The organism is Promicromonospora sp. MEB111 (assembly GCF_030209445.1).
In the GTDB taxonomy this organism is placed as follows: Bacteria; Actinomycetota; Actinomycetes; order Actinomycetales; family Cellulomonadaceae; genus Promicromonospora.
Genome location: NZ_JARVSD010000008.1, coordinates 277,649 through 303,187 on the forward strand (window position 1 = coordinate 277,649; position 25,539 = coordinate 303,187).

The window sequence follows — 25,539 nt, forward strand, 5'->3', positions numbered from 1 at the left end:
ACCTGTCACCGCTAGGGACGCACGAGACGGCCGGTTCGTTGGCGGGCGCGCAGAATTCACCCGGTGAATGTTGTCCGGGCAGGCCAGACGGCGCGCAGCGCGCCCGGCCGGCGCCCGGCGAGCCGGTCCAGCGCCTCCGACGTCGCGGCGTCCGCGGGCAGGTCGGTCGCGTTCTCGCTCGGGCGGCTGATCGACGCCGCCGAGGTGGCCTCCGCCGTCGTCTGGCTCGGCTCCGGGGCGAACACCGCGGTGAACGGCCAGGTCATCGGGGTGACGGGTGGGGCATAGACCGGCGTGTGACACGATGCGAGCGTGCTGAAAGTCGTTCTCTTCGATCTCGACGACACACTCGTGGACCAGGAGGGCGCCTCTCGGACGGCGCTCCTGGGCTGGCTCCCCGAGCTGGGTCTGGACCACGACGACCCCGAAGAGCTGGTCAGGGCGTGGGGTGGCATAGCCGAGGAGGCCTACGGCCGGTACCAGCGGCGCGAGATCACGTTCCAGGAGCAGCGGCGCGTCCGCGTGCGCGAGTTCCTGGGGGCGGACGCCACCGACGACGAGGCCGACGAGCTGTTCTCCGGCTACCTGTCGCGCTACGAGCAGGCCTGGACGGCGTTCGACGACGCCGTCCCGGCGCTGCGCCGCGTGCGGGACGCCGGCCTCGTCGTCGCACTGCTCACCAACGGCGACAGCGCCCACCAGCGACTCAAGCTCGACCGCACGGGGCTGGCCGCGCACCTCGACGTCGTCGTCGCCTCGGACGACCTGCCCGCGGGCAAGCCGGACCCGCGCGCCTACGCGGCGACGTGCGAGGTGCTCGGGGTGGCGCCGGCCGACGTGCTCATGGTGGGCAACGACGTCGAGAAGGACTACCAGGGGCCGCTCGACGCCGGGCTCGGCGCGGTGCTGCTGGACCGCGAGGACCGGTACCCGGAGATCGCGGACCGCATCCGGACCCTGGCCGAGGTGCTGCCGGCGGCGTAGGCGCCCGTTGCTCAGACCGTTGACCGGGCCGACGCCGGCCGTCGACCATCGCGACGTAGGTGCCGATCTGGCCCATGTGAGCGGGCTGGAACTTGCCGACCTTGAGCTCGACGACGACGTAGCGCAGCTGGGTGACGTGGAAGAAGAGCAGGTCGACGAAGAACTCATCGCCGCCAACCTCGATTCGGTGCTGACGGCCGACGAACGCCATGTCCCGACCGAGCTCCAGCAGCGTTTCCTGGATGCGGTCCATGAGCGCCCGCTCGCGGTCGCGTTCGGCGCGGTGCTCGTCGGGGTCGAGGTGCTCGAAGACGTACGTGTCCTTGACGGCTTGCTGGGCGAGGTCGGAGTCGGCGGCGTCGAGGGTCGCCGTGAAGTTCGACGGGGCGGATCCGAGACGCTTCCTGAGGTCCGTCTTGATCTCGAACTCGAGGCTGGCCCGGGACCAGCCGTGAGCTGCTGCCTTGGCGGCGTACCACTCCCGGTCGTCGCGCGTGTCGAGCTTGTCGAGGAGGAGCATCAGATGGCCCCACGGCATTTGTGCAGCAGCTTGCTGCACGAACTCGGCTTCGTCGGGCCAGGCGTCCGCAAGCTTGCGCATGTACTTCAGGCTTCGGGTCGACCAACCCCGCTGACCAGGAAACTCGCGCCGCATGTCCGCCGAGATCTGGTCCACGACCTTCGCGCCCCAGCCCGCGCCCTGCTGGCGGTCGAGGATGCCGCGGCCCACGGACCAGTACAGGCGCAGAACCTCGGTGTTGGCGGCGCGGACGGCGCGGAACTGGGTGGTGCGGACCCGTCGTTTCAGGTCCGCGATGAACTCTCCGTAGCCGTCGGGCGCAGAGAAGTTGCCGGTGTCGATAGTCACGTGCACCAGCCTGTAGAGGAATTTCGACATCTGCCAGTCCAGTTGCGTATATGCAACGAAACCACATCGAGGACTAGGCGTTTTGCGCGTGTTCGGCCCGTTTGTCAGACCCGGACCGGCTCCGGGTCCCTCGGTTCCGACTCCTCCTCGATCAGCGACGGTCCGTCGTTCTGCACCGAGCCGACGGCGTCGCCGACCGGCAGCGTGGTCAGCGGCGCGTTGTCGAGCTTCAGCAGGCTGGACGCGTCCCCGACCGCGGGGTCGAGCCACTGGTCCCAGGCGCTCGACGGCAGCACGAACGGCATGCGGTCGTGGATCGGGGTCATGCTCTCGGACGCCGGCCGGGTGATCACCGTGGTCGACACCAGCCAGCGGTCGGGGTCGGTCTCGCTCGCCGCCGGGTTGCGCCAGAACTCGTACAGACCCGCGAAGGCCGCGACGTCCGCCTCGGCCGGGTGGATCCAGTAGGGCTGCTTCGGGACCTTCTTCGAGCCCGACGAGGGCAGCGCCAGCTTGCGCCACTCGTAGTAGCCGTCGGCCAGCACGATGCAGCGCCGCACCTTGAACGGCTTGGCGAACGCCGGCTTGTCCAGCAGCGACTCGGAGCGTGCGTTGATCATGCGCGCGCCACCGCTCGGGTCCTTGGACCAGGACGGCACGAGCCCCCAGCGGGCGAGCCGCACGGAGCGCGTCACCTCCGTGGAGTCACGGGCCGCCCGCTCGACGACGATCCGCACCGGGTCCGTCGGCGCAACGTTCCAGGACGGCGGCAGCAGCCGGGCGTCCTCGGCGATCTCGGCGATCGCGAGCTCGTCGGCGAGATCCTGGGTCTGGGTGAAGGAGGCGAAGCGTCCGCACATGGGACCAGCATGCCCCGAGCCACTGACACTCGCGGGGCGCGGCCGGCGCGCCGTCGTCCATGGTGGACTCCGGGCGAACACATGACCGGAGAGCGAGATCACGCTTCTCATCGTCGTATCGATTCGATAGCATCGTGCCCATGCCAACCTCCGCGCCGTCGGGCGTCTCCCCAGTCGTGCCCGCGCGCCGAGCGTCCTCCCGGTCCACCGTCAAGTGGGTCCTCATGCTCGGGGCCCTGTCGGCCCTGCCCGCCTTCACCGTCGACATGTACCTGCCCGCGCTGCCGCAGGTCGCCCTGGACCTGGGGTCCACGGAGGCGCTGGCCCAGCTCACGGTGTCCTGCATGCTGATCGGCGGTGGCGTGGGCCAGCTCGTCATCGGCCCGCTCTCCGACCGGTTCGGCCGGCGCACGCCGCTGCTCATCGGCCTCGCGCTGCACGTCGTCATCTCGCTGCTGTGCGTCGTGGTCACGAGCATGCCGCTGCTGATCGTCCTCCGACTCGCGCAGGGCTTCTTCAACGCGGCCGCCGGCGTCGCCTCGGTCGCCGTGGTGCGCGACCGGTTCGTGGGCGCCGAGGCGGCCCGCATCCTCTCCCGTCTCATGCTGGTCATCGGCGTGGCGCCGATGTTCGCGCCCACGCTCGGCACGTTCGTGCTGGCGCACGGCACCTGGCGCTGGGTGTTCGCGGTGCTCGCCGTGATGGGCGCCGTGCTCGCGCTCGTGGTGCTCCGCCTGATGCCGGAGACCCACCCGCCGGTCAAGCGGCTCACCGGTGGATTCCGCACGGTCGCGGGTGGCTACGGCCGCCTGCTGAAGGACAAGCACTTCCTGGCCCTCGCCGTGATCCCGGGCCTGGGCTTCGGTGTGCTCATGAGCTACGTGGTGGGCTCGCCCATCATCTTCCAGCAGGAGTTCGGGCTCAGCGAGGGGCAGTTCGCCCTGCTGTTCGCAATCAACGGTGTGGGGCTCGTCCTGTCCGCGCAGGTCAACGCGGCTCTGGTGCGCAAGGTCGCGCCGGTCCGGCTGCTCCGGTTCGGCGTGGTGGCGCAGGCGGTGCTGGTCGTCGTGCTCCTCGTGGTGGTCCTGACCGGCGCGGGCGGGCTGATCGGTCTGCTCGTGGCCCTGTGGTGCGTCCTCGCGTTCCAGGGCCTCGTCCCGGCGAACGCGTCCGCGATGGCGCTGTCGCGGCACGGCGAGATCGCCGGGACCGCGGCGGCGATGATCGGCGCGATCCAGTCCCTGGTCGCGGGCACGGTGAGCTCGCTCGGCGGGTTCCTCGGCGGGGACGCCACGGCCATGGCCCTGGTGATGCTCGCGGCGGTGACGCTCGCGATCCTCGTCCTGGCGACCGCCACCCCGGCGTTCCGGCGCGGCGGCTGGCACATGCCGGTCTGAGACCCGCCCGGGCGCTGAGACCCGCCCGAGAGTTCACCGGGAGGTAGCGCCGGATTCACCGGGATTTCCGGTGCGCCCACTTGGCTCGCCCCCATGAGCACACCCCTGCGTACCCGCGCCGCGCGTGTGGTGGCCGCCGCGGCGGCGACGTCGTTGCTGCTGCCGGCGGCCGCCGCCGTCGCCGCCGCGCCCCGGCCCGGCCCCGCGACCGAGCACCACGGCGGCACCCACCTCGCCGCGACCCTGGCGGGTCGCGCCACCCTGTCCGCCGACCACCTGGCCGAGGGGCCGCCGTCGGGCGCCGCGGCCAGCCCCGGCAACGGACGGCAGGGACCCTGGGACGGCCAGGTGATCCCCGGTTTCTCCGCGATGGTCGACAACCACGACGGCACGTTCTGGGCCCAGCCCGACAACGGCTTCGGCGCCAAGGGCAACTCCGCCGACTTCCTGCTGCGCAACTACCTGGTGCGCCCGCAGTGGGACACGAACCGCCGCGGCTCGGGCGACGGCGAGATCGAGGTGCTCGACTTCATCGAGTACAACGACCGCAACGACGTGCTCGACTTCGACATCGTCAACGAGGACACCACCGACCGGCTGCTCACGGGCGCCGACTTCGACATCGAGTCCCTGGTTCGCGCCGCCGACGGCACGCTGTGGGTGGGCGAGGAGTTCGGCCCGTTCCTGCTCCACTTCGACGCCGACGGCACCCTGCTGGAGGCCCCGTACGAGTTCCCGGACGGCAAGTCGCCCGGCAACCCGTACCTGGAGCCCGGCGAGACGCCCAACGTGGGCAGCAGCCGCGGCTTCGAGGCCATGGCGGGCATCGGCCGCTACCTCTACCCGGTGGTCGAGGGCGCGCTGGCCAACGACGCCGACCCGCGCCGCCGCTGGATCTACCAGTTCGACACCCGCCGCGGCGAGTACACGGGCAAGCGCTGGGCCTACCAGACCGACCAGCCCGCCGACGTGATCGGCGACGCGTACGCGACCGGACGCGACACGATGCTGCTCATCGAGCGCGACGATTTCGAGGGCGACCAGGCGGTCACCAAGCGCGTCTACGAGATCGACCTGGGCACGAAGGACCGCGACGGGTTCGTGCGCAAGGAGCTCGTGGTCGACGCCCTGCGGATCGACAACCCCCGCGGCATCGACGCGGGGGAGGGCTACGGCCTGGGCGAGACGTTCGCCCTGCCCGCGCAGTCCTTCGAGACCGTCCTGTTCGTGGACCGTGACACGCTGCTGATCGGCAACGACAACAACTACCCGGGCAACGACGCGCGGGTCACCGGCACCCCGGACGACACCGAGATGGCCCTGGTGGACCTGCGCAAGGAGCGCGTCACGGACGACGGCGTCACCGTCGTCGGGCACCGCGGCGCCTCCGGCTACCGGCCGGAGCACACCCTCGCCGCCTACGAGACCGCCATCAACCAGTGCGCCGACTACATCGAGCCCGACGTGGTCTCCACGAAGGACGGCGTGCTGGTCGCCCGGCACGAGAACGAGATCAGCGGCACCACCGACGTCGCCGCCCACGCCGAGTTCGCCGGCCGCCGCACCACCAAGACGATCGACGGCACCCGGATCACCGGCTGGTTCACCGAGGACTTCACGCTCGCCGAGCTGCGCACCCTGCGCGCCAAGGAGCGCCTGCCGCAGGTCCGGCCGCAGAACACCGCGTTCGACGGGCTGTACCTGATTCCGACGCTCGACGAGGTGCTCGACCTGGCCCGCAACAGCCGCACGTGCGACGGCGCGCCCGTCGGCGTCTACCCGGAGACCAAGCACCCCACCTACTTCGACTCGGTGGGCCTGTCCCTGGAGGAGCCGCTGGTGGCCGAGCTGCGCCGCAACGGGTTCGACGACGAGGACGCGCCGGTGATCGTGCAGTCCTTCGAGGTCGGCAACCTGCAGGAGCTCGACGAGCTCACCGACGTGCCGCTCGGCCAGCTCGTCAGCAGCAGCGGCGCGCCCTACGACCTGGTGGCCGACGGCGACCCGCGCACCTACGCGGACCTCGTCACCCGGCAGGGGCTCCGCGAGATCGCGACGTACGCCGACGGGATCGGCGCCGAGAAGAACGTGCTGATCCCGCGCACGGCCGACGGCACGCTCGGCGCGCCGAGCAGCGTGATCCGCGACGCGCACCGCGCGGGTCTCGAGGTGCACACCTGGACCTTCCGCCGGGAGAACCAGTTCCTGCCGGCGGAGTTCCGCTCGTCGGCCGACCCGAACGGGATCGGCGACCTCGTCGGTGAGATCCGCGTCTTCCTGGACGCGGGACTGGACGGGTTCTTCTCGGACAACCCGGACCTCGGCGCCGCCGCGGTCAGGTGATCTCCGGGTGACTTAACAGGCCTCGTGCCGGGGTACGTGCTTATGCTCCGTATGTGCCCCGGCACCTCCGTCACCAGCGCAGTCATCGCGTCGCGCGCGCCGCGGCGCTCGTCGTCGTCGGCGCGCTCGCCCTCGTGGTCGCGGGCGGCGCGGCCGCCTATCTCGACTTCAAGCAGCAGATCGGCGTCAGCGACGTCTCGGGTCTCGTCAAGGGGCCGACGCCGTCCGTGGACCCCGACGACCCGTTCACCGGCCGCAGCCTGAACATCCTCGTGCTGGGGACCGACCTGCGCGGCGGCGAGAACACCGAGATCGCCGGTGCGGGCGACGGCGGCATGCGGTCGGACACCACCATGCTGGTGCACATCTCCGGCGACCGGTCCCGCATCGAGGTGGTTTCGATCCCGCGCGACTCGCTGGTCGACATCCCGTCGTGCAAGCTCCCCGACGGCACCGAGTCCGGCGCCACGTACGGCATGTTCAACAGCGCGTTCACGATCGGCGGCGGTGCGGCCGAGGACCTCACCCATGCCGCCGCCTGCACCATCTCGACCGTGCAGACCCTCACGGGCGTGCCCGTCACCAACCACATGGTGGTGAAGATGGACGGCGTGGTCGACGTCGTCGAGGCCCTCGGCGGGGTGCGCATGTGCCTGCCCGAGCCGCTCGTCCAGAATCCCGCGTACGGCCGGTTCGAGCTGCCCGCCGGCGAGCAGACCCTCGACGGCCGCCAGGCCATCGGGTTCCTCCGGGCACGGCACGGCACCGGCCTGGGCCTGGAACAGGGCAGCGACCTGACCCGCATCGACCGCCAGCAGGCGTTCGTCGACGCACTGGTGCGCCAGATCCTGGCCCAGAACATCGTGACCAACTCGCCGAAGCTGTACCGCACCATCGAGGCGGTGCTGCGCGCCATCTCGGCCGACCCCGGCCTGGCCGACCCGGCGGCGCTCGCGGGCCTGGCGTTCAGCATCCGCGACATCGACCCGGCTGAGATCGTGTTCACCGAGCTGCCGGTGGTGGCCGCGCCGACGGACCCCAACCGGGTGGTCTGGACCGAGGACGCCACGGCGATCTGGGAGCGCCTCGCGGCCGACGACCCGCCGCCCGGCCACGAGAGCGCGGCGCCCGTGGCCGGCGGGTCGTCGGACAAGCCGTCGGACGGCGCCTCGGACGAGCCCACCGACGAGGCGACGGACGACGGCGGTGCGACCACGCCGTCCGACACGCCCAGCCCGTCGCCCTCGCCCTCGCTGCTGCCGGGCGTCTGCGCGGACTGAACCGCGGGCCGGATCCCTGGCGCGGCCTGGATGCTGCCTGGGAACGGCGCGACTTATTTACACGATTGTTGCACTGAGGCCCTAGTCTCCGATGCGTGGCGAGTGACTTCTGGACGGCAGTGCGACCTGTCGGCGAGATAATTCCCGGGGTTCCCCGACATGCGCGCACGGGTGAACGTCAGCCGCGCCACGTGCGCAGCTGGCGCAAGGCGCTCGTGTTCCGCAGCGTCACGATGGGCCTGGTCGGGGTGATGGCCTTCGGTTCCGCGGCGGCCGCGACGGCGTACCACAACGCGATCTCGCAGATCGAGGTCCAGGACCTCGACGGCCTGGTGACCGAGGTGGTCGAGCCGAAGGACCCGTCCGACCCGTTCAAGGACCAGGCCGTCAACCTGCTCCTCATGGGCACGGACATCCGGGACGGGACGAACGCCGACATCGGCGGCACGGTCTCCGGCATGCGCTCGGACACCACGATGCTGGTGCACATCTCGGCGGACCGGCAGTGGATGGAGGTCGTGTCGCTGCCCCGCGACACGTTCGTCGACATCCCGTCCTGCAAGCTCCCCGACGGCAGCCAGTCGCAGCCGTACCGGGACAAGTTCAACGCCTCGTTCACCGTCGGCAGCGGCGGCACGGACATGAAGTACGCCGCCGCGTGCACCATCAACACCGTCAACGCGATCACTGGCGTGACGGTGACCAACCACGCGGTGGTCAAGATGAACGGCGTGATCGACGTGGTCGACGCGATCGGCGGCGTCAAGATGTGCCTGCCCGAGGCGCTGCACGGCAACCCGAAGTCCGCCCGCATCGACCTGCCCGCGGGCGAGAACCTGCTCGACGGCAAGACGGCGATCCAGTTCCTGCGCGTGCGCAAGGGCACGGGCATGGGGCTCGAGATGGGCAGCGACCTGACGCGCATCGAGCGTCAGCAGGCGTTCATCAACGCGACGATGCGGCAGATCCTGTCCGCCGAGACGCTCGCGGACCCGACCAAGACGTTCCGCCTGATCAATGCCGCCCTCGGCTCGCTGAGCGCCGACCCGGCGATCGCCAACCCGGGCAGCGTGGCCGGTCTCGCGTGGTCGCTGCGCGAGATCGAGAAGCGCAACATCGTGATGACCAAGATCCCGGTCTACGACACCACCGAGGGCGGCGTCGGCGGGCTCGGCTGGGGGCCGGAGGCCGCGGAGATCTTCGCTCGCATCGCCGCCGACCAGCCGCCGGAGGAGGTCGTGCTGGACACGCCGGAGCCGGCCGCCTCGGGCAGCCCCAGCGGCGAGGCCCAGGAGGGCGACACGGCCGGTGACGCCGGTGGCGAGGCCGAGGAGGGCGCGGACGCCGGTGGAGACGCCGAGGGTACGGAGGGTGGCGACGCCGAGACCGGTGACACCAGCGAGGCCGACGGCACCGCGTCCGAGCCGGCCACGCCGAAGCCGAGCCCGAGCCCCGAGGTACTGCTCGACGGCGTCTGCGCCTGACGGGTCGGCCGGACGCTCGTCCTGGGCTCAGGCGCCCAGGACGAGCGTGGCCGCGACGACCACCATGGTCAGCGCGACCACGCTGTCCAGCACGCGCCAGGCGCCGGGCTTCTCCAGCAGCGGCGCGAGGTAGCGGGCCCCGTAGCCCAGCGCGACGAACCACGCGGTGCTCGCCAGGCAGGCGCCGAACCCGAACCACCACCGGTCGTCGCCGTGCGTCGCCGCCAGGCCGCCCACGAGCACCACGGTGTCGAGGTAGACGTGGGGGTTGAGCCAGGTCAGCGCGAGGGTGGTGGCGACGGCGGCGCCCACGGTCCGCGACGTCATGCTGTGCCGCCCCATGACGACCTGCTGGCCCTTCCAGGCGCGGCGGGCGGCCATGCCCCCGTAGACCAGCACGACGACGGCGCCCGCCCACCGCGCGATCTCGACCACCATGGGCGCGCTCTGGATCAGGGTCCCGAGCCCGCCGACCCCGGCCGAGATGAGCACGAAGTCGCTGACGGCGCAGATGCCCGCGACGAGACCCACGTGCTCGCGCCGCAGGCCCTGGCGGAGGACGAAGATGTTCTGCGCACCGACGGCGACGATGAGGGAGAGGCCGAAGGCCATCCCGGCGAGCGCTGAGAGCATGCCTGAACCGTAGGAAGTCGGACAGAGCATGTCCGGTTCATGATTCGGAAGTGCGGAAGGACTGGAAGGGGGCTAATGATGGGGGTACGTCCAGATTTCACGCCGGCAGGAGCTTGCGTGTCGCTTCTTTTCGCAGGGCTGCCGTGACCCGGTCCAGCACGGCCGAACGCAGCTTCCACTGCTGCAGGTGGAGCGGGATGTCCAGGACGTAGCCGGGCTCCAGCAGCGTGATGCCGCCGCCGGTACCGGTGTGCAGGCCGCCGATCGCCGGCTGCTCCAGGAGCATGCCCCAGCCCAGCCCGAGGCGGATGGTCTCCTCGTACTCGACGGTGCTCGGCACGTGGAACCGCGGCGGCCGCGCGTGCGGCGCGCGGGCGCGCAGGTAGACGTCCTGCAGGTCGTCGGTCCGGTCGAAGACGACGACGGGCGCGGCGGCGAGGGCCTCCGGCGTCGGGCCCTGGGGGAACCAGCGCTCCGCGAAGGTGCGCGTGCAGGCCGGGCGGTAGCGCATGATCCCGAGCGGGGTGCTGCGGCAGCCCTGCACCTGCGCGGTCTGCGAGGTGACCGCCGCCATGACCACGCCCTCGCGCAGCAGGTCGGCGGTGCGGCTGTCGTCGGCCCGGTGCAGGTCGAAGGTGATGCCCTCGACCTGGGCGAGGGCGGGCAGCACCCACGTGGCCAGGGAGTCGGCGCTGACCGCCAGCGGCACGGTGACCAGGCGGTCCGGCGCGCCGCTGTCGGCGTCGTCGGGCGGGTCGTCGGTACCGTGCGCGCCCAGCTCCGCGGCGACCTCCGCGCCGAGCAGCTCGGTCTGCCGGGCGAGGCGCAGCAGCGCCTGGCCCGACGGCGTGGCGACGACCGGCCGGGCGCGCCGCACGAGCACGCTGCCCGCCGCGTTCTCCAGCGCGCGGATGCGCTGGCTCACCGCCGAGGGCGTCACGTGCAGGGCGCGCGCCGCGGCGTCGAACGAGCCCTCGGCGACCACGGCGGCCAGCGCCTCGAGCTGGCGGGAGTCCCATCGCATGGAGCCAGTTTGGCGCATCTTCAGTTCTGCTTATGCGGGCTGAGAAACATGAACTGGCCTTCAGGTGGTTCCGCTGCCTAGCGTGGAGGCATGCTCGCCCTGCTCGCCGGACTCGGATTCGGCCTCTCGCTCATCGTCGCCATCGGAGCCCAGAACGCCTTCGTGCTGCGTCAGGGGCTGCGCCGTGAGCACGTGGGCGTCGTGGCGGCGATCTGCGCGGCCTCCGACGTCGCGCTCTACGCGGCCGGCGCCGCCGGGTTCGGGCCGCTGGTCGAGCGCTGGCCCGACGCCGTGGTGGTGGTGCGCTGGCTGGGTGCCGCCGTCGTGCTCGGGTACGGGGCCATGGCGGCCTGGCGCGCGGTCAAGGGCGACACGACGCTCGCCGCCGCGGACGACGGCGCCCTCGGCGACGGTCCCGGCCGGCGCCTCAAGCCCGTCGTCCTCACGGCGCTGGCGCTCACCTGGCTCAACCCGCACGTGTACCTCGACACCGTGGTGCTGCAGGGTTCGGTCGCCGCGACCTACGGCGACACCCGCTGGTGGTTCACCGCGGGGGCGATGGTCTCCAGCGTCGCCTGGTTCGCCGCCCTCGGCTACGGCGCTCGGCTGCTCGCGCCCGTGCTGCGGCGCCCGAACGCGTGGCGCGTGCTCGACGGCGTGATCGCGCTGATCATGCTGGCCGTGGCGATCTCGCTGGTCACGGGCTAGCTGAGGGGGATCCCCAGGCCCGCGAGGCGCGTCGCCGCCTCGCGCAGCACCTCCTCGCGCTTCACGAAGGTGAACCGCACATGGTTCGCCAGGGCCTGCGCCGTCGGGGAGCCCGCGCGGCAGAACGCCGACGCCGGGATCGCCACGACCCCCGCCAGCTCGGGCAGGCGGCGGCACAGCTCGACGCCGTCGCGCAGGCCGAGCCGCGCGAGCACGGCGGACGCGTCGGCCATCACGAAGTACGTGCCGGCCGGGCGCGTCACCATGAAGCCGGCGGCCTCCAGACCCGCGCACAGGAGGTCCCGGCGGCCGGCCAGCGAGGCGGCCAGCGCGCGCGGCGCGTCGTCGTCGGCCAGGGCCTGCGCGATGGCGGGCTGGAAGGGCGCACCCGAGGTGTACGTCAGGTACTGCTTGACCGTCCGCACCGCCGTGACCAGGTCGGCCGGCCCGTGTACCCAGCCCACCTTCCAGCCGGTGAACGAGAACGTCTTGCCCGACGACGAGATGGTCAGCGTCCGCTCGGCCATCCCCGGCAGCGTCGCGATCGGCACGTGCTCCGCGCCGAAGGTCAGGTGCTCGTAGACCTCGTCGGTCACCACGATCGCGCCGTGCTCCCGGGCGACCGCGGCGACGGCGGCCAGCTCGTCCCGCGTGAGCACCGTCCCGGTCGGGTTGTGCGGGGAGTTGAGCAGGATCATCCGCAGGCGGTCGGTGGCCGCCGCCCGCAGGGCGTCGACGTCGAGCCGGAAACCCTCCGGCCCCGGGACCAGCGGGACGGTCACGTGCGTGGCGCCCGACATGCCGATCGCCGCCGCGTGCGAGTCGTAGAACGGCTCGAGCGTCAGCACCTCGTCGCCCGGCCGGGTCAGGGCCAGGACGGAGGCCGTCAGTGCCTCGGTGGCACCCGTGGTGACCAGCACCTCGGTGTCGGGATCGACGTCCAGCCCGTAGTGCCGCTTCTGGTGCTCGGCGACGGCCTGACGCAGCTCCGGCACGCCGTCGCCGGGGGCGTACTGGTTGCGACCCGCCTCGATCGCCTTGATCGCCGCCTGCTTGACGTACTCGGGGCCGTCGACGTCGGGGAATCCCTGGCCGAGGTTGATCGCACCCGTGCGGACGGCCAGGGCCGACATCTCGGCGAAGATCGTGACGGCGACGCTGCCGTCGTCGGCCAGCAGCCCGGCGGCGCTCGCGGTGGCCTGCCAGCGGTCCGTGCCGCGGCCGGAGGAGTCGCTGCCGGAGTCGTGCTCGGAGTCGCTGCCGGATGAAGGATGGGCGTTCATGGGCTAGACGATATCCACCGCCCGTCCACCGCGGGTTCATCTCCGGGCATCCCAGACAACCCGCTCTACCTGCACCTTTGTGGACAACTCTGTGGATTAGGTGGATAACTCCGGCTTCTGGGGAAAGTTATCCACAGGGTGGCCTGCGGAGATGAACGTTTGGATCTAGCGTTGCCGGTCATGGGCGATGAGGGGGCGCGGATCCTCGAGCACGAGGTACGCGAGCTGGTGCGGCGCAGGGGTCTGGACCCGATCGGTGATCGGGAGGGGCTGTCGAGCCTCGTCACGGACGCGGTGGGCGACTACGCGACACGGGCGAGCGTCGGCGTGGTGCCGCCGCTCGACGATCCCGACGCGGCGGCCCGCACGGTGACCGACGCCGTGGGTGGGTTCGGGCCGTTGCAGCCCTACCTCGACGACCCCGAGATCGAGGAGGTCTGGCTCAACGCCCCGACCCATGTCTACGTCGCGCGGCGCGGAGTGTCCGAGCTGACCAGCACGGTGCTGACCGACGAGCAGGTGCGCGACCTCGTGGAGCGGATGCTCAAGACGTCCGGGCGGCGTCTCGACCTGTCCAGCCCGTTCGTGGATGCCCGGCTGCCGGGCGGGGAGCGCCTGCACGTCGTCATCCCCGACATCACGCGCGCGGCCTGGGCCGTGAACATCCGCAAGCACGTGGTGCGGGCCCGTTCGCTGGCGGACATGGTGCGGCTCGGCTCGCTCACGGCCCAGGCCGCGACCTTCCTCGACGCCGCCGTGCGGGCCGGGCTGAACGTGCTCGTGTCGGGCCAGACCCAGTCGGGCAAGACCACGATGCTCAATGCGCTGGCGGGCTCGATCCCGGGCTCCGAGCGGGTCATCTCGGCCGAGGAGGTCTGGGAGCTGCGGCTCCCTGTCCGCGACCACGTGGCGCTGCAGACCCGCCCGGCCAACCTCGAGGGCACCGGCGAGGTGCCCCTGCGGCGCCTGGTCAAGGAGGCCCTGCGGATGCGCCCGGACCGGCTGGTGATCGGCGAGGTCCGGGAGGCGGAGGCGTTCGACCTGCTGATCGCCCTCAACAGCGGGGTGCCCGGCATGTGCACGCTGCACGCCAACACGGCGCGGGAGGCCGTCGCGAAGATGACCACGCTCCCGCTGCTCGCGGGCGAGAACGTGTCCGACCGGTTCGTGGTGCCCACCGTCGCCTCCGCCGTGGACCTCGTGGTGCACCTCGGCCTGACCCGGGCGGCCGACGGCGTGGTGCGCCGCCAGGTCCGCGAGATCGTCGCGGTGACCGGACGCGTCGAGGAGGGGCGCATCGAGACCGCCGGGATCTTCGACCGGGACGCCGACGGTGACCTGTGCCGCGGCGACGGCATGCCGCCCGGCGAGGACCGGTTCGAGCGCGCCGGGTTCGACGTCCGGGCGCTGCTCGCCGACCCCCGGGCGCTGGCGCCGGACGCGCCCCTGCCGGGGACACGCTCCGCGCGCGGTGCCGTCGCCGGTCCGTGGGTCGGCGTGGGAGGAGTGGGTGCGCGTGCGGCGGTGGGCGGTCGTGCGGGTGCCCGGGCCGGCGCGAGCCCCTGGGCGACCCGCTGATGGGCGTGGTGGTGGGCCTGCTCCTGGGTGCCGGGCTGTTCTGCGTCTGGTGGTCGTTCTGGGCCCCGACGCCACGCCCCGCGGGCCGCGTGACCTGGCAGATGCGCACCCGGGACCTGCTGACCCAGGCCGGGGCGCCCTCCGTGACCCCCGCGATGCTCGTGGGCTCGTGCGTGGCGCTCGGCGTCGTGACCCTGCTCGTGGCGCTCGCCCTGACCCGCTCGCCGGCGATCGCGGCCTGCTTCGCGCTGCTCGCCGCGCCCGGCCCGGTGGTGCTGGTCCGTGCGCGGGCGCGCCACCGCCGTCGGGCGCTGCGGGAGGTGTGGCCCGAGGTCGTGGACCACCTCGCCTCCGGCGTGCGCGCCGGGCTGTCGCTGCCCGAGGCCGTGGCCCAGCTCGCGCACCGTGGTCCGGTCGAGCTGCGCGAACCCTTCGGCCGCTTCGCCCAGGACTACCGGGCCGGCGGCCGGTTCGGCGACGCCCTGGACGCGCTCAAGGAGCGCCTCGCCGACCCGGTGGCCGACCGCATCGTGGAGGCCCTGCGCCTCACCCGGGAGGTCGGCGGCCAGGACCTGGGCCGGCTGCTGCGGACCCTGAGCGGCTTTCTCCGCGAGGACGCCGCCACCCGGGGCGAGCTCGAGGCGCGGCAGAGCTGGACCGTCAACGGAGCGCGGGTGGCGGTCGCCGGGCCGTGGGTCGTCCTCGCCCTGCTCTCCACCCGGCCGGAGACGGCGCGTGCCTACGACTCGCCGGCGGGCGTCACGGTGCTCGTCACCGGTGGCCTCTGCGCCCTGGTCGCCTACCGGCTGATGCTGCGGATCGGGCGCCTGCCCGCCGAGCGCCGGGTGCTCCGGTGACCGCCTGGGCGGCCGGGGCGCTCGTGGGGCTCGGCGTCGCGACGGGGGTGCTGGTCGTGCTGTCCCGCCTGCGGGCGCGGGCCGTCAGCCTCGACGAGCGGCTCGCCCCCTACCTGCGCCCGCGCGACGCGACCTCGACGCTCCTGCGCGAGGCCAGCCGCACCTCGGCGGTGGTCCGGCTCCTCGGCCTGCACGACATCGGCGCGCGCCTCGAGCGGTTCGGCGCACCCCGCGAGGAGATCCGCCGCCGGCTCGACCGCGCCGGGTCCGCGGAGACGGTCGACCACTTCCGGGCCCGCCAGGTGGTCTGGACGGTGGGCGGGCTCGCGGCGGGCCTCGGCCTCGCACTGGTGCTCGCGGCGACGCGCGGCGCGGCGGCCGTCCCGCTGGTGGTGCTCGTCGCCGTCGCGGGCGGGTGCGGCTACGTGGCGTGCGACCAGGCCCTCACGCTGCGGGTGCGGCGACGCGAGGAGCGGCTGCTCGCCGAGCTGCCGACCATCGCGGAGCTGCTCGCCCTCGCCGTGGCGGCGGGGGAGAGCCCGCCCGCCGCGCTCGAACGGGTGGCGTCGACGGCGCGGGGTGAGCTGGCGGGCGAGATCCGCCGCATGGTCGCCGAGGTCCGCGCGGGCGCACCCGTGACGGCCGCCCTCACCGCGCTCGCGGACCGCTCCGGGCTGCCACCCCTGTCCCGGTTCGCCGAGGGGGTGGTCGTCGCGCTGGAACGCGGCACCCCGCTCGCGGACGTGCTGCGCGCCCAGGCGCGCGACGTCCGAGAGGCGGGCCGCCGCTCCCTCCTGGAGGCGGGCGGCCGCAAGGAGATCCTGATGATGGTGCCGGTCGTGTTCCTCGTGCTGCCGGTCACCGTCGTCTTCGCTGTTTTCCCCAGCCTGGCCACCCTCCGGATCGGGCTCTGACATGACTCCGCCAGGGAGTCTGCCGACGAAAGGAACCGCTGTGCGCGACGACCGAGGGACCAGGAACATGACCGAGACCGCCGAGGCCGAGCGGGGCGACGTGCCGGGCTGGGTGCTCGTCACCCTGATGACCGCAGGACTGGTCGTGGCGCTCTGGGCCGTGGCGGGCCCGCTGCTCGAGGACGCGTTCCGCCAGGCGATCAGCAGCGTCACGGGCCAGGGGTGAGCACGGGCCGGCGGGAGCACGGCTCCGCGGCGGTCGAGTTCCTGCTGGTGTCGGTGCTGGTCCTGGCCCTCCTGCTCGGGGTGGTCCAGGTGGCGCTCGCGGTCCACGTGCGTTCGCTCGCGATCGACGCGGCCGCCGAGGGCGCCCGCGTGGCGGCCCGCGCGGACCGGACCCCGGCCGACGGCGTCGCGCGCACGCGCGCACTCCTGGAGGGAGCCCTGACGGGCGACTACGCCCGCGACGTCACCGCTGGCAGCACGTCGCGCGACGGGATCGAGGTGACCGAGGTGACGGTGCGGACGCCGCTGCCCGTGGTCGGCCTGCTCGGTCCCGGCGGGACGCTCACGGTGCGCGGTCACGCGTTGGCGGAGCGATGAGCGGGTCGCAGCGGGGGCTGCGGGGGACTGGTTGCGCAGCGGGGGAGGTAACGCTGGGCGAGCAGTGCTCCCTCTCCGTTACGTCTCCCGGTGCGGTGGTGGTGCTCCGGGGCAGGAAGGCCGGGAGCCGGAGCACCGAGGGCCCGAGCCGTGCGGACCCGAGCCGGGAGGACCGCGGCCGCGAGGTGGGCTCCGCGATGGTCGAGTTCCTCGGCGTCGCGCTGATCCTCCTGGTCCCGCTGGTCTACCTCGTGGTCACGCTCGGCCGCGTGCAGGCCGGCGCGTTCGCGGCCGAGGGTGCGGCGACGAGCGCGGTCCGCGCGATGGTCACGGCCGAGTCGGCCGCCGTCGGGACCACCCGGGCCGACGCCGCGGTGCGGCTCGCCCTGACGGACCAGGGCTTCGCCGGCGACGAGGGCGCGCTCACCCTGGAGTGCTCGCAGTCCCCGTGCCTGACGCCGGGTGGTGCCGTGGCCGCCGTCGTCCGCGTCGAGGTGCCCTTGCCCCTGCTGCCCGACGCCGTGCGCGGCTGGGTGCCGCTGTCCGTCCCGGTGGAGGCGGCGCGCACGGGGACGGTCGACGAGTACGCGGCGGTCCGGCCCTGAGGAGTGCCCGGCAGGGGCTCGGGCACGACGGTCCGCACCCTCCGTGGGGTGCGGACCGCCGTCGTCCTGCCCGGCCGAGCGGCCTCGCGGCCGGCGGCCGGGCCAGGTCAGCCCGTCAGCTGGTCGAGCAGGTCGCCGTGGGCAGGGTGGTGTTCCCGTTCTTGTAGAGCGTGATGCCGAAGTTGTTGCCGGCCCCGTTCGGCGTGGCCGTCAGCGTGCCGGTGCTCCCGGAGACCGTGGCGTTCCAGGAGTTCTGCAGGCTCTGGCTGCCCTGGAGCTGGACCGAGACGCGCCAGGTCGAGCTGCCCGAGACCGCGAGCGACACGTTGAACCGGTCGGACCACTCCTGCCCCCGGGTGACCGACACCGTGCAGCCGCCGGTGGGCGGCGGGGTGGTGGTGCCGCCGTTCAACGCGTTGAGCGTGGAGGTGTAGGCGGCCTTCTTGTTGCCGTTCCCGTCGAAGAGCAGCGGGGTGCCGCCGGCGCGCCACGAGTCCGTGTCCCGGACACCCCACACCGAGATGCCGGTGCAGCGGGACACGGCGAGGCACGCCTGGACGACCCTGCGGTAGTTGTCGGCCTGCGCCGAGCCGGAGCCCTCGATGTCGAGCTCGGTGATCTGCACGTCGACGCCCAGCGCCGCGAAGCTCGACAGCGTGGTCTGGTAGTTGCTCGGCACGGGGCTCTGCGCGTTGAAGTGCGACTGGAAGCCCACGCAGTCGATGGGCACCCCGCGGGACTTGAAGTCGCGCACGAGGTTGTAGACGGCCTGCGTCTTCGCGTGCGACCAGTCGTCGGTGTTGTAGTCGTTGTAGCAGAGCTTGGCGTTCGGGTCGGCGGCCCGGGCGGCGCGGAACGCTGCCTCGATCCAGTCGTTGCCGGTGCGCTGCAGGTTCGAGTCGCGGCGGGCGCCGGACGAGCCGTCCTGGAACGCCTCGTTCACCACGTCCCAGGAGTGGATCTGGCCGCGGTAGTGGGTGGCCACCTGGGTCACGTGGTTGAGCATCGCCGACCGCAGGGCGGAGCCGCTCATGTTCTGCATCCAGCCCGGCTGCTGCGAGTGCCAGGCCAGCGTGTGCCCCCGGACCTGCTTCCCGTTGCTCCGCGCCCAGCTCACGATGCGGTCGCCGTTGGTGAAGGTGAACTGGTTCTGGTTCGGCTCGGTCGCGTCCAGCTTCATCTCGTTCTCGGCGGTGACCATGTTGAACTCGCGGTTCGCGATGGTGGTGTACGCCGTCTCGGAGAGCTTGTTCGCCGCGATCGCCGTGCCGAAGTACCGGCCGGACTCCGCGGCGGCGGCCTGCAGGGTGCTGCCGGCGGCCTGGGCCGAGGTGACGGCCACTCCGGTGCTGAGCACCACCGCCGCCAGCGTGGCGAGCGAGACCGCGCGCAGCGTGCGCCGGTGTCGCGGTGGGGTGAGCGTTCGGGTCATCATCGTTGATCCCCTTCGTTCAGGACGTGCCGTCGTTGGCCCGTCGGGACATGGAAAAGGATTTCTATGCCTCCCACCAGGTGTCAAGGGTTTCGCTAAACGTTTTCGAAGATCGGGCGAATCTAAACGATTAGGTTCCGTCCTGGGAGATGACCAGGGCGGCGAACCACCGCTCCGAGACTTTTCCACAGCCATGCCGAGCCGGGTCCGCACCACCGGCGAACAATGAGCGGATGACGCCCGCCGCTCGCACCGACGCACGCCGACGCGACCCCGAGGACCGCGAGAGCGGCCGCATCATGCTGCTCACCTCGGCCTTCGTCGCGTTCGCGCTGATGCTGGTCGCGGTGGTCGCCTCGGCGAGCGCGGTGCACCTGGACCGCAAGGCCCTCTACGACGTCGCGGACCTCGCCGCGGCCGACGCGGCGGACGCGATGTCCCCGGACGCCTTCTACGCGGGCGTGGGTGCGCCCGCCGACGGCGCCCCGCTCGCCCTGTCCGACGCCGGCGTGCGCGCCGCCGTCGAGCGCTACCTCGCCGCGCACCCGCCCGGCCTGCCCGTGGTGGTGACCGGGGCGTCGTCGCCGGACGGGCGTTCGGCGCGGGTGACGCTCGCGGCCGTGTCCCGCCCGCCGCTGCTGCACTGGTTCACCGACGCGTTCGGCGGCGGGATCGGTCTGTCGGCGTCGTCGACGGCCCGGGCCTGGTGAACCGATCGGCCGGCCTGGGCCGGGTTAGGTTGTGCCCATGAGCGAGCAGCACGGCACGAGCGACCAGAGCGGTGACCAGCCAGGCGGCACCCGCCTCGAGCCCGAGCAGGTCTTCGACCTCGCCCGCCAGGGTGCGGACGTGCTGCTCGACCTGGTGGACGCCGGCCTGCCGGTCGAGCTGGCCGACGACGCCGGCAACACGCTCCTGATGCTCGCCGCCTATCACGGGCACGCCAGCCTCACGGCGGGCCTCGCGGAGCGCGGCGCGGACGTGAACCGGCTCAACGGCAACAACCAGGCTCCGCTCGCGGGCGCCGTCTTCAAGAACGAGGCCGACGTGATCCGGGTGCTGGTCGAGCACGGTGCGGACCCCGACGCGGGGACGCCCAGCGCCCGTGCGACCGCGCAGATGTTCGGCCGTGAGCTGCCCGAACCGGGAGCTCGCTGAGCCGGACGGGGGGCGGTGCGAGATTTTCCGGCGTCGGGCACCGGGATGCGCGGGTAACCTTGAACATCGTGGCCACCAACGACTTTCCCGCTGAGATCAAGGCGCTCCGCACGACCCTCGAGTCCATCGAGGCCGTGAGCGACCCCACCGCGCTCGAGGCGAAGATCGCCGAGCTGTCGGAGCAGGCGTCGGCGCCCAACCTGTGGGACGACCCGGAGGAGGGCCAGAAGGTCACCTCCGCGCTGTCGGCGGCCCAGGCCGAGCTGAGCCGCGTCGAGAAGCTCGGCGCGCGCATCGACGACGTCGAGACGCTCGTGGAGCTCGGCCAGGAGATGGACGACGCCGACTCGCTCACCGAGGCCGAGGAGGAGGTCGCCAAGATCCGCAAGGACCTCGCGGCGCTCGAGGTCCGGACCCTGCTGAACGGTGAGTACGACTCCCGCGAGGCCGTCGTGACGATCCGCGCGGGGGCCGGCGGCGTGGACGCCGCCGACTTCGCCGAGATGCTGATGCGCATGTACCTGCGCTGGGCCGAGCGGCACGGCTACCCCACCAAGGTGGGCGACACGTCCTACGCCGAGGAGGCGGGTCTCAAGTCCGCGACCTTCGAGGTCAACGTGCCCTACGCGTTCGGCAACCTGTCCGTCGAGGCCGGCACGCACCGGCTGGTGCGCATCTCGCCGTTCGACAACCAGGGCCGCCGGCAGACGTCGTTCGCCGCCGTCGAGGTGATCCCGCTCATCGAGCAGACCGACCACATCGACATCCCGGACTCCGAGCTCAAGATCGACGTGTACCGCTCGTCGGGCCCGGGCGGTCAGTCCGTCAACACCACGGACTCCGCGGTCCGCATGACGCACATCCCCACCGGCGTCGTCGTCGCGATGCAGAACGAGAAGTCCCAGATCCAGAACCGCGCCGCCGCCTACCGCGTGCTCCAGTCGCGCCTGCTGCTGCTCCGCAAGGCGGAGGAGGCCGCGAAGAAGAAGGAGATGGCCGGCGACATCAAGGCCAGCTGGGGCGACCAGATGCGGTCCTACGTGCTGCAGCCGTACCAGATGGTCAAGGACCTGCGCACCGAGCACGAGTCGGGCAACCCGCAGGCCGTGTTCGACGGCGCCATCGACGACTTCATCGAGGCCGGCATCCGCTGGCGCCGCGGCGGCTCGGGGAGCTGACGCCGGACGGCGGGCGGCCCGGACGGCCGCCCGCGCCCGCTCAGGCGTGCGGCACGATGACGGCGCGGCCGGAGAGCTGACCCGACTCCAGCTTGCGGTACGCCTCGTCGAACCGGTCGAGGGTGTACCGCTCGACGTCGGGCACGATCTGCCCCGCCCGGTACATCGCGACCACCTCGTAGAGCTCCTCGACGGTGCCCCAGTAGGTGTTGGTGAGCTCGGCCTCGTACGGGTTGGTGAAGAAGCTCCACTCGGTCACGCCGCCCGCGATGCCGACCACGGTGAGCCGTCCCTGCTGGGCCAGGCATGCCTGCGCCGTCCTGATCGTGGGCGCCGCCCCCACCAGGTCGAAGGCCGCGTCGACGCCGCGTCCGCCCGTGAGCTCGCGGATCGCCGCCACCTGGTCCGGCCCGCCCGGCACGGTGACGGCGCCGTTGGCGGCGGCGCGGTCCATGGCGTCCTGCTTCATGTCGGTGGCGATCACGGTGGCGCCGGTCAGTGCCGTCAGGATCTGCACGGCCACCTGACCCAGCCCGCCCAGGCCCACGACCAGCGCGAACTTTCCGCCGCCCGCCAGCTTGGGCAGCGACAGCTTGATCGCGTGGTACGGGGTGAGGCCGGCGTCGGCCAGGGGAGCGGCCGCGACCGGGTCGGCGTCGCCCAGCGGCACGAGGTTCCGCGCGGGCGTCACCATGTACTCCGCCATGCCGCCGTCGCGGCCGATCCCCGTCGCCGCCCAGGGCATGGACGCCGCGTTCTCGCAGTAGGTGTCCTGCCCGCGTGAGCAGGCCTTGCAGTGCCCGCACCCGTTCGGGCCGTAGACGAGGTAGGCGTCGCCCTTCGAGAACCCGGTGACGCCCGGACCCAGCTCCTCGATCCAGCCGGACGCCTCGTGGCCCAGCACGAACGGCGGCGCGAACGACCCCGGCTGCCCCTCCGCGAACTCCTTGTAGAGCGCCACGTCGGAGTGGCACGCCCCCGAGCCGGCGATCTTCAGCAGCACCTCGCCCGGGCCGGGACTGGGTCGCTCCACTTCCTTGAGGGTGGGGAAGGTCTGGAACTTCTCGAACACGACAGCACGCATCAGCTCACGCTCCTGTTGCCGGGGGCCGGTTCTTCCATGAGACCCCATCCGGCATGCTCCGGCACGAGGTACGGCAACGGCAAAATGCCGCTTGCGCACGTTTTGGGCAGGTATGGCGGACGACGCCGGCCAACGGGGTGAGCGCCGTCGGCGTGTCTGCCCGACACGCCACCCGATCTCCCACCTAGGGTCGGCTCGTGATCAGGTTCGAGAACGTGTCGAAGGTCTATGCGCGCGGCGCACGACCTGCCCTCGACCAGGTCTCCGTGGACGTCGAGCGTGGCGAGTTCGTCTTCCTCGTGGGGGCCTCCGGCTCGGGCAAGTCGACCTTCCTGTCGCTCGTGCTGCGCGAGCAGCGGCCCACGCGCGGCCGCGTCTACGTCGCGGGGCGCGACGTCGCGAACCTCTCCGGCTGGCGCGTGCCCACGCTGCGCCGCCAGCTCGGCGTCGTGTTCCAGGACTTCCGGCTGCTGCAGAACAAGACCGTCCACGAGAACGTGGCGTTCGCCCTGCAGGTGATCGGCAAGCCGCGGCACGTCATCCGGGACACCGTGCCCGAGGTGCTCGACATGGTCGGCCTGGCGGGCAAGGGCAAGCGCATGCCCACCGAGCTCTCCGGCGGTGAGCAGCAGCGCGCCGCGATCGCTCGCGCCATCGTCAACCGGCCGCAGATCCTGCTGGCCGACGAGCCCACGGGCAACCTCGACCCCACCACCTCGCTGGGCATCATGCGCCTGCTGGACCGCATCAACCGCACCGGGACCACGGTGATCATGGCCACGCACGACGACGAGATCGTCAACGAGATGCGCCGCCGCGTCGTCGAGCTGTCCGACGGCGTCGTCGTCCGCGACGAGGCCCGCGGCGGCTACGGCGAGCGCGAGGCGATCCTGCCCGACGTCGGCGCGTCGCCCGTGCTCGACGCCCCCGGCAGCGGCACCCGCGCGCCCGTCCAGACGGTGCGGGGGTCCTGAGGTGCGCTTCCAGTTCGTGCTGGGCGAGGTCGTCAGCGGCCTGCGCCGGAACACCACCATGGTCGTGGCCGTGGTGCTCGTGACGTTCGTGTCCCTGACGTTCGTCGGCGCCGCGGCCCTGCTGCAGGCGCAGATCGGCAAGCTCAAGGACGACTGGTACGACCTCGTCGAGGTCTCCGTCTTCCTCTGCCCGGAGGGCTCCGTGTCGCCCACGTGCGCCACGGGCGAGGCCACCGACGACCAGATCGACGCCGTGCGCCAGGTCATCGACACCGAGCTGTCCTCCCAGGTCAGCAAGGTCTACTTCGAGTCCAAGCAGCAGGCGTTCGAGGCCTTCAGCGAGCGCTACCCCGACGGCTACCAGGGCACGCAGCTCACCGCCGACGACATGCAGGCGTCCCTGCGCCTCAAGCTGACCGACGCCGAGCAGTTCGCCGTCGTGAGCGACGTCCTGTCCGGGCGGGACGGCGTGGAGATCGTCGAGGACCAGCGCGCCGTCTTCGAGCCGCTGTTCCGCACGCTCAACGTCGCCACCCTGCTCGCGGCCGGGCTGGCCGGCGTCATGCTCCTGGCCGCGGTGCTGCTGATCACCACCACCATCCGGCTGAGTGCCGTCTCCCGGCGCAAGGAGACGGAGATCATGCGCCTGGTGGGCGCCTCCAACCTGTTCATCCAGCTGCCCTTCCTGCTGGAGGGGGCGCTGGCGGCCGTCCTCGGCTCCCTGCTCGCCGGCGGCGGGCTCTGGCTCGCCGTGCGGTTCATGGTCAGCGACTGGCTCGAACGGTCGGTCGACTGGGTCGCCTACGTGTCGGAGGTCGACGTTTTCCGCGTCGCGCCGCTGCTCGTGGTCATGGCGGTCGCACTGGCCGCCCTCTCGTCCTTCTTCATGCTGAACCGGTACACGAGGATCTGATGTCGACTCCCCGAAACCCTCGCTCCAGGGTCCCCGGCCGCAGCACCCTGGCCGCGGCGCTCGCCGTCCTGCTCCTGCTGGGCGGCTCGTCCGCCGTCCAGGCCGACGACCTGGACGACCGCCGCGCCGCCGCGGAGCGCCAGCAGGCGGCCAAGGAGAAGGAGCGCGAGAGCCTGGAGGCCGAGCTGGAGCACACGGACTCGCAGCTCGCGGACGCCGTGCTCGAGCTGGACCAGGTCGAGGGCCGGCTGCCGGTGGCGGAGGCAGAGCTCGCCGTGGCCGAGGCCGAGCTGCAGCGGGCGGAGCGGGAGGCCGCGATCCTGGCCCAGCGGCTGGCCGACGCCCAGCTCGAGGAGGCGCAGGTCACCCAGCTGCTCCAGGACGGTTCCGGGAAGGTTGACGCCGCCCGCGACGACATCGCGCAGATGGCCCGCGAGGAGTTCCGTGGTTCCGGCAGCGCCTCGACGCTCGGGCTGGTGACCGGCGCCCAGAGCACCGAGGAGTTCATCGACGGGTACTCCGTGTCGTCGTCCGCGGCCCGGATCCGGGCGCGCACGCTCGCCGAGCTGCAGGACGCCGAGGCGACCGCCCGCAACCTGCAGGCGCGGCTGACTGCCATCCGGGAGGTCGTCACCGAGCTCAAGCGCCTCGCGGACGAAAACGTGGAGTCCAAGGAGGCGGCCAAGCAGGCCGCGGTGGAGCGCAAGGCGGAGATCGAGCGCCTGATCGCCGAGCAGCAGCGGCTCAAGGCCCGCATCGAGCGGCGCAAGGACGCCGCGCTGGAGAGCATGCAGGCGAACGAGCAGGAGCTGAGCTCCATCGAGTCCGACCTGAAGTCGATCATCCGCAAGCAGCAGGCCCGGGACGAGCGCCTGGCCCAGCAGCGTCAGGAGGAGCAGGGCTCCTCGGGCGGTTCCTCCGGCGGTGGTGGTTCCTCGTCCGGTGGTGGTGGTGGCGGCACCATGACATTCCTCAGCTACCCGACGGCGAACCCGTTCGTCACCTCGTCGTACGGCATGCGGTTCCACCCGGTGCTGAACTACTCCCGTCTGCACGCCGGCACCGACTTCCGGGCCTACTGCGGCACGCCGATCCTGGCCGCCGCCGACGGCACGGTCCTCTACGCCCGCACTCTGGCGGGTCTGGGCAACCAGGTGCTGATCGACCACGGCTACACGTCGAGCGGTACCAGCGTGATGACGAGCTCGAACCACCTCACGTCCTTCGCCGTCTCGTCGGGGCAGCGCGTCTCGCGCGGGCAGCTGATCGGCTACTCGGGCACCACGGGTACGTCCACGGCCTGCCACCTGCACTTCGAGCTCTACATCAACGGTTCCACCGTGGACCCGATGACCTGGCTCTAAAAGCCTGGTCCCCGC

The 25,539-nt window shown here is 72.2% G+C and carries 25 protein-coding genes and 1 pseudogene; 18 read left to right on the forward strand and 8 right to left on the reverse strand.

The window, feature by feature from the left end; all coding sequences use genetic code 11:
* Positions 1 to 56 precede the first annotated feature (56 nt).
* Positions 57 to 266 (reverse strand): hypothetical protein, encoded by a 210-nt coding sequence (locus QRN56_RS10110; RefSeq protein WP_285102821.1) that lies wholly within the window; start codon positions 264 to 266, stop codon positions 57 to 59.
* 85 nt (positions 267 to 351) lie between these two features.
* Between QRN56_RS10110 and QRN56_RS10115 the strand changes: the two are divergent.
* Positions 352 to 855: pseudogene (locus QRN56_RS10115) on the forward strand (HAD family hydrolase); the annotation flags it as partial.
* Here the strand turns inward: QRN56_RS10115 and QRN56_RS10120 are convergent.
* Positions 842 to 1,852: a PDDEXK nuclease domain-containing protein gene (locus tag QRN56_RS10120; RefSeq protein WP_285102822.1), complete on the reverse strand. Its 1,011-nt coding sequence runs from the start codon at positions 1,850 to 1,852 to the stop codon at positions 842 to 844. The pseudogene QRN56_RS10115 and the gene QRN56_RS10120 sit on opposite strands and share 14 nt — an antisense overlap.
* Before the next feature lie 104 nt (positions 1,853 to 1,956).
* Entirely contained in the window at positions 1,957 to 2,712 is a 756-nt protein-coding gene (locus QRN56_RS10125; protein ID WP_285102823.1) for an SOS response-associated peptidase, read from the reverse strand.
* A 140-nt stretch (positions 2,713 to 2,852) separates the two neighbouring features.
* Between QRN56_RS10125 and QRN56_RS10130 the strand changes: the two genes are divergently transcribed.
* The 4 genes from QRN56_RS10130 (at position 2,853) to QRN56_RS10145 (ending at position 9,216) form a co-directional block, all read left to right on the forward strand.
* Positions 2,853 to 4,109: a multidrug effflux MFS transporter gene (locus tag QRN56_RS10130; RefSeq protein WP_285102825.1), complete on the forward strand. Its 1,257-nt coding sequence runs from the start codon at positions 2,853 to 2,855 to the stop codon at positions 4,107 to 4,109.
* 93 nt (positions 4,110 to 4,202) lie between these two features.
* A complete protein-coding gene (locus tag QRN56_RS10135; RefSeq protein WP_285102827.1) occupies positions 4,203 to 6,452 on the forward strand; it encodes an esterase-like activity of phytase family protein in 2,250 nt (749 codons plus the stop codon).
* 53 nt (positions 6,453 to 6,505) lie between these two features.
* Positions 6,506 to 7,732 (forward strand): LCP family protein, encoded by a 1,227-nt coding sequence (locus QRN56_RS10140; RefSeq protein ID WP_285102829.1) that lies wholly within the window; start codon positions 6,506 to 6,508, stop codon positions 7,730 to 7,732.
* A gap of 191 nt (positions 7,733 to 7,923) precedes the next feature.
* A complete protein-coding gene (locus tag QRN56_RS10145; protein ID WP_285102848.1) occupies positions 7,924 to 9,216 on the forward strand; it encodes an LCP family protein in 1,293 nt (430 codons plus the stop codon).
* A 27-nt stretch (positions 9,217 to 9,243) separates the two neighbouring features.
* Here QRN56_RS10145 and QRN56_RS10150 read toward each other — a convergent pair whose 3' ends face one another.
* Complete coding sequence (locus QRN56_RS10150; protein WP_285102850.1) at positions 9,244 to 9,849, reverse strand: LysE/ArgO family amino acid transporter; 606 nt, start codon at positions 9,847 to 9,849, stop codon at positions 9,244 to 9,246.
* Positions 9,850 to 9,946: 97 nt separating this feature from the next.
* Positions 9,947 to 10,873: a LysR family transcriptional regulator ArgP gene (locus QRN56_RS10155; protein WP_285102852.1), complete on the reverse strand. Its 927-nt coding sequence runs from the start codon at positions 10,871 to 10,873 to the stop codon at positions 9,947 to 9,949.
* Between the two features lie 90 nt (positions 10,874 to 10,963).
* On the opposite strand from QRN56_RS10155, the gene QRN56_RS10160 reads away from it, so the two are divergent.
* Complete coding sequence (locus QRN56_RS10160) at positions 10,964 to 11,581, forward strand: LysE/ArgO family amino acid transporter (protein ID WP_285102853.1); 618 nt, start codon at positions 10,964 to 10,966, stop codon at positions 11,579 to 11,581.
* Here QRN56_RS10160 and QRN56_RS10165 read toward each other — a convergent pair.
* Complete coding sequence (locus QRN56_RS10165; protein WP_285102855.1) at positions 11,578 to 12,864, reverse strand: pyridoxal phosphate-dependent aminotransferase; 1,287 nt, start codon at positions 12,862 to 12,864, stop codon at positions 11,578 to 11,580. The two genes, QRN56_RS10160 and QRN56_RS10165, sit on opposite strands and share 4 nt — an antisense overlap.
* A gap of 180 nt (positions 12,865 to 13,044) precedes the next feature.
* On the opposite strand from QRN56_RS10165, the gene QRN56_RS10170 reads away from it, so the two are divergent.
* From QRN56_RS10170 to QRN56_RS10195, 6 genes are all read left to right on the forward strand, one after another.
* Positions 13,045 to 14,442 carry a TadA family conjugal transfer-associated ATPase gene (locus tag QRN56_RS10170; protein WP_285102857.1) on the forward strand — a complete coding sequence of 466 codons (1,398 nt, stop codon included), beginning with the start codon at positions 13,045 to 13,047 and terminating at the stop codon, positions 14,440 to 14,442.
* On the forward strand, positions 14,442 to 15,299 hold the full coding sequence (locus QRN56_RS10175; protein ID WP_285102859.1) for a type II secretion system F family protein: 858 nt from the start codon (positions 14,442 to 14,444) through the stop codon (positions 15,297 to 15,299). The genes QRN56_RS10170 and QRN56_RS10175 overlap by 1 nt, the downstream gene beginning before the upstream one ends.
* Positions 15,296 to 16,213 carry a type II secretion system F family protein gene (locus QRN56_RS10180; protein ID WP_285102861.1) on the forward strand — a complete coding sequence of 306 codons (918 nt, stop codon included), beginning with the start codon at positions 15,296 to 15,298 and terminating at the stop codon, positions 16,211 to 16,213. The genes QRN56_RS10175 and QRN56_RS10180 overlap by 4 nt, the downstream gene beginning before the upstream one ends.
* A gap of 40 nt (positions 16,214 to 16,253) precedes the next feature.
* Positions 16,254 to 16,439 (forward strand): hypothetical protein, encoded by a 186-nt coding sequence (locus QRN56_RS10185; protein ID WP_285103177.1) that lies wholly within the window; start codon positions 16,254 to 16,256, stop codon positions 16,437 to 16,439.
* The gene (locus QRN56_RS10190) at positions 16,436 to 16,816 is read left to right on the forward strand and encodes a TadE/TadG family type IV pilus assembly protein (RefSeq protein ID WP_285102863.1); all 381 of its coding nucleotides are present in this window, start codon (positions 16,436 to 16,438) and stop codon (positions 16,814 to 16,816) included. Before QRN56_RS10185 ends, QRN56_RS10190 begins: the two co-directional genes overlap by 4 nt.
* 101 nt (positions 16,817 to 16,917) lie before the next feature.
* Entirely contained in the window at positions 16,918 to 17,421 is a 504-nt protein-coding gene (locus QRN56_RS10195; protein ID WP_285102865.1) for a pilus assembly protein, read from the forward strand.
* 115 nt (positions 17,422 to 17,536) lie between these two features.
* Here the strand turns inward: QRN56_RS10195 and QRN56_RS10200 are convergent, their stop codons facing one another.
* Positions 17,537 to 18,856, reverse strand: a complete 1,320-nt coding sequence (locus QRN56_RS10200) for a glycoside hydrolase family 10 protein (protein ID WP_285102867.1) — start codon at positions 18,854 to 18,856, stop codon at positions 17,537 to 17,539.
* Between the two features lie 230 nt (positions 18,857 to 19,086).
* On the opposite strand from QRN56_RS10200, the gene QRN56_RS10205 reads away from it, so the two are divergent.
* From QRN56_RS10205 to prfB, 3 genes are all read left to right on the forward strand, one after another.
* Positions 19,087 to 19,563, forward strand: a complete 477-nt coding sequence (locus tag QRN56_RS10205; RefSeq protein ID WP_285102869.1) for a hypothetical protein — start codon at positions 19,087 to 19,089, stop codon at positions 19,561 to 19,563.
* Positions 19,564 to 19,594: 31 nt separating this feature from the next.
* On the forward strand, positions 19,595 to 20,011 hold the full coding sequence (locus QRN56_RS10210; protein ID WP_502928779.1) for an ankyrin repeat domain-containing protein: 417 nt from the start codon (positions 19,595 to 19,597) through the stop codon (positions 20,009 to 20,011).
* A gap of 68 nt (positions 20,012 to 20,079) precedes the next feature.
* Complete coding sequence (prfB, locus tag QRN56_RS10215; RefSeq protein WP_285102872.1) at positions 20,080 to 21,189, forward strand: peptide chain release factor 2; 1,110 nt, start codon at positions 20,080 to 20,082, stop codon at positions 21,187 to 21,189.
* A 40-nt stretch (positions 21,190 to 21,229) separates the two neighbouring features.
* Here the strand turns inward: prfB and QRN56_RS10220 are convergent, their stop codons facing one another.
* On the reverse strand, positions 21,230 to 22,273 hold the full coding sequence (locus tag QRN56_RS10220; protein ID WP_285102874.1) for an NAD(P)-dependent alcohol dehydrogenase: 1,044 nt from the start codon (positions 22,271 to 22,273) through the stop codon (positions 21,230 to 21,232).
* A 197-nt stretch (positions 22,274 to 22,470) separates the two neighbouring features.
* Here QRN56_RS10220 and ftsE point away from each other — a divergent pair, with 197 nt between their 5' ends.
* From ftsE to QRN56_RS10235, 3 genes are read left to right on the forward strand one after another with little or no spacing between them, the layout of a single operon-like run.
* A complete protein-coding gene (gene ftsE, locus QRN56_RS10225) occupies positions 22,471 to 23,247 on the forward strand; it encodes a cell division ATP-binding protein FtsE (RefSeq protein ID WP_285102875.1) in 777 nt (258 codons plus the stop codon).
* 1 nt (position 23,248) lies between these two features.
* Complete coding sequence (gene ftsX / locus QRN56_RS10230) at positions 23,249 to 24,160, forward strand: permease-like cell division protein FtsX (RefSeq protein WP_285102877.1); 912 nt, start codon at positions 23,249 to 23,251, stop codon at positions 24,158 to 24,160.
* Positions 24,160 to 25,524, forward strand: a complete 1,365-nt coding sequence (locus QRN56_RS10235) for a M23 family metallopeptidase (protein ID WP_285102879.1) — start codon at positions 24,160 to 24,162, stop codon at positions 25,522 to 25,524. The genes ftsX and QRN56_RS10235 overlap by 1 nt, the downstream gene beginning before the upstream one ends.
* The last annotated feature ends 15 nt before the right edge of the window (positions 25,525 to 25,539 follow it).

What these genes read in the sequence shown, in the direction of transcription:
- QRN56_RS10110 (WP_285102821.1), bottom strand. Translation starts at nt 266, where the DNA reads ATGACCTGGCCGTTCACCGCGGTGTTCGCCCCGGAGCCGAGCCAGACG.
- QRN56_RS10125 (WP_285102823.1), bottom strand. Translation starts at nt 2,712, where the DNA reads ATGTGCGGACGCTTCGCCTCCTTCACCCAGACCCAGGATCTCGCCGAC.
- QRN56_RS10130 (WP_285102825.1), top strand. Translation starts at nt 2,853, where the DNA reads ATGCCAACCTCCGCGCCGTCGGGCGTCTCCCCAGTCGTGCCCGCGCGC.
- QRN56_RS10135 (WP_285102827.1), top strand. Translation starts at nt 4,203, where the DNA reads ATGAGCACACCCCTGCGTACCCGCGCCGCGCGTGTGGTGGCCGCCGCG.
- QRN56_RS10150 (WP_285102850.1), bottom strand. Translation starts at nt 9,849, where the DNA reads ATGCTCTCAGCGCTCGCCGGGATGGCCTTCGGCCTCTCCCTCATCGTC.
- QRN56_RS10155 (WP_285102852.1), bottom strand. Translation starts at nt 10,873, where the DNA reads ATGCGATGGGACTCCCGCCAGCTCGAGGCGCTGGCCGCCGTGGTCGCC.
- QRN56_RS10160 (WP_285102853.1), top strand. Translation starts at nt 10,964, where the DNA reads ATGCTCGCCCTGCTCGCCGGACTCGGATTCGGCCTCTCGCTCATCGTC.
- QRN56_RS10165 (WP_285102855.1), bottom strand. Translation starts at nt 12,864, where the DNA reads ATGAACGCCCATCCTTCATCCGGCAGCGACTCCGAGCACGACTCCGGC.
- QRN56_RS10170 (WP_285102857.1), top strand. Translation starts at nt 13,045, where the DNA reads ATGGGCGATGAGGGGGCGCGGATCCTCGAGCACGAGGTACGCGAGCTG.
- QRN56_RS10175 (WP_285102859.1), top strand. Translation starts at nt 14,442, where the DNA reads ATGGGCGTGGTGGTGGGCCTGCTCCTGGGTGCCGGGCTGTTCTGCGTC.
- QRN56_RS10200 (WP_285102867.1), bottom strand. Translation starts at nt 18,856, where the DNA reads ATGATGACCCGAACGCTCACCCCACCGCGACACCGGCGCACGCTGCGC.
- QRN56_RS10205 (WP_285102869.1), top strand. Translation starts at nt 19,087, where the DNA reads ATGACGCCCGCCGCTCGCACCGACGCACGCCGACGCGACCCCGAGGAC.
- QRN56_RS10220 (WP_285102874.1), bottom strand. Translation starts at nt 22,273, where the DNA reads ATGCGTGCTGTCGTGTTCGAGAAGTTCCAGACCTTCCCCACCCTCAAG.
- QRN56_RS10235 (WP_285102879.1), top strand. Translation starts at nt 24,160, where the DNA reads ATGTCGACTCCCCGAAACCCTCGCTCCAGGGTCCCCGGCCGCAGCACC.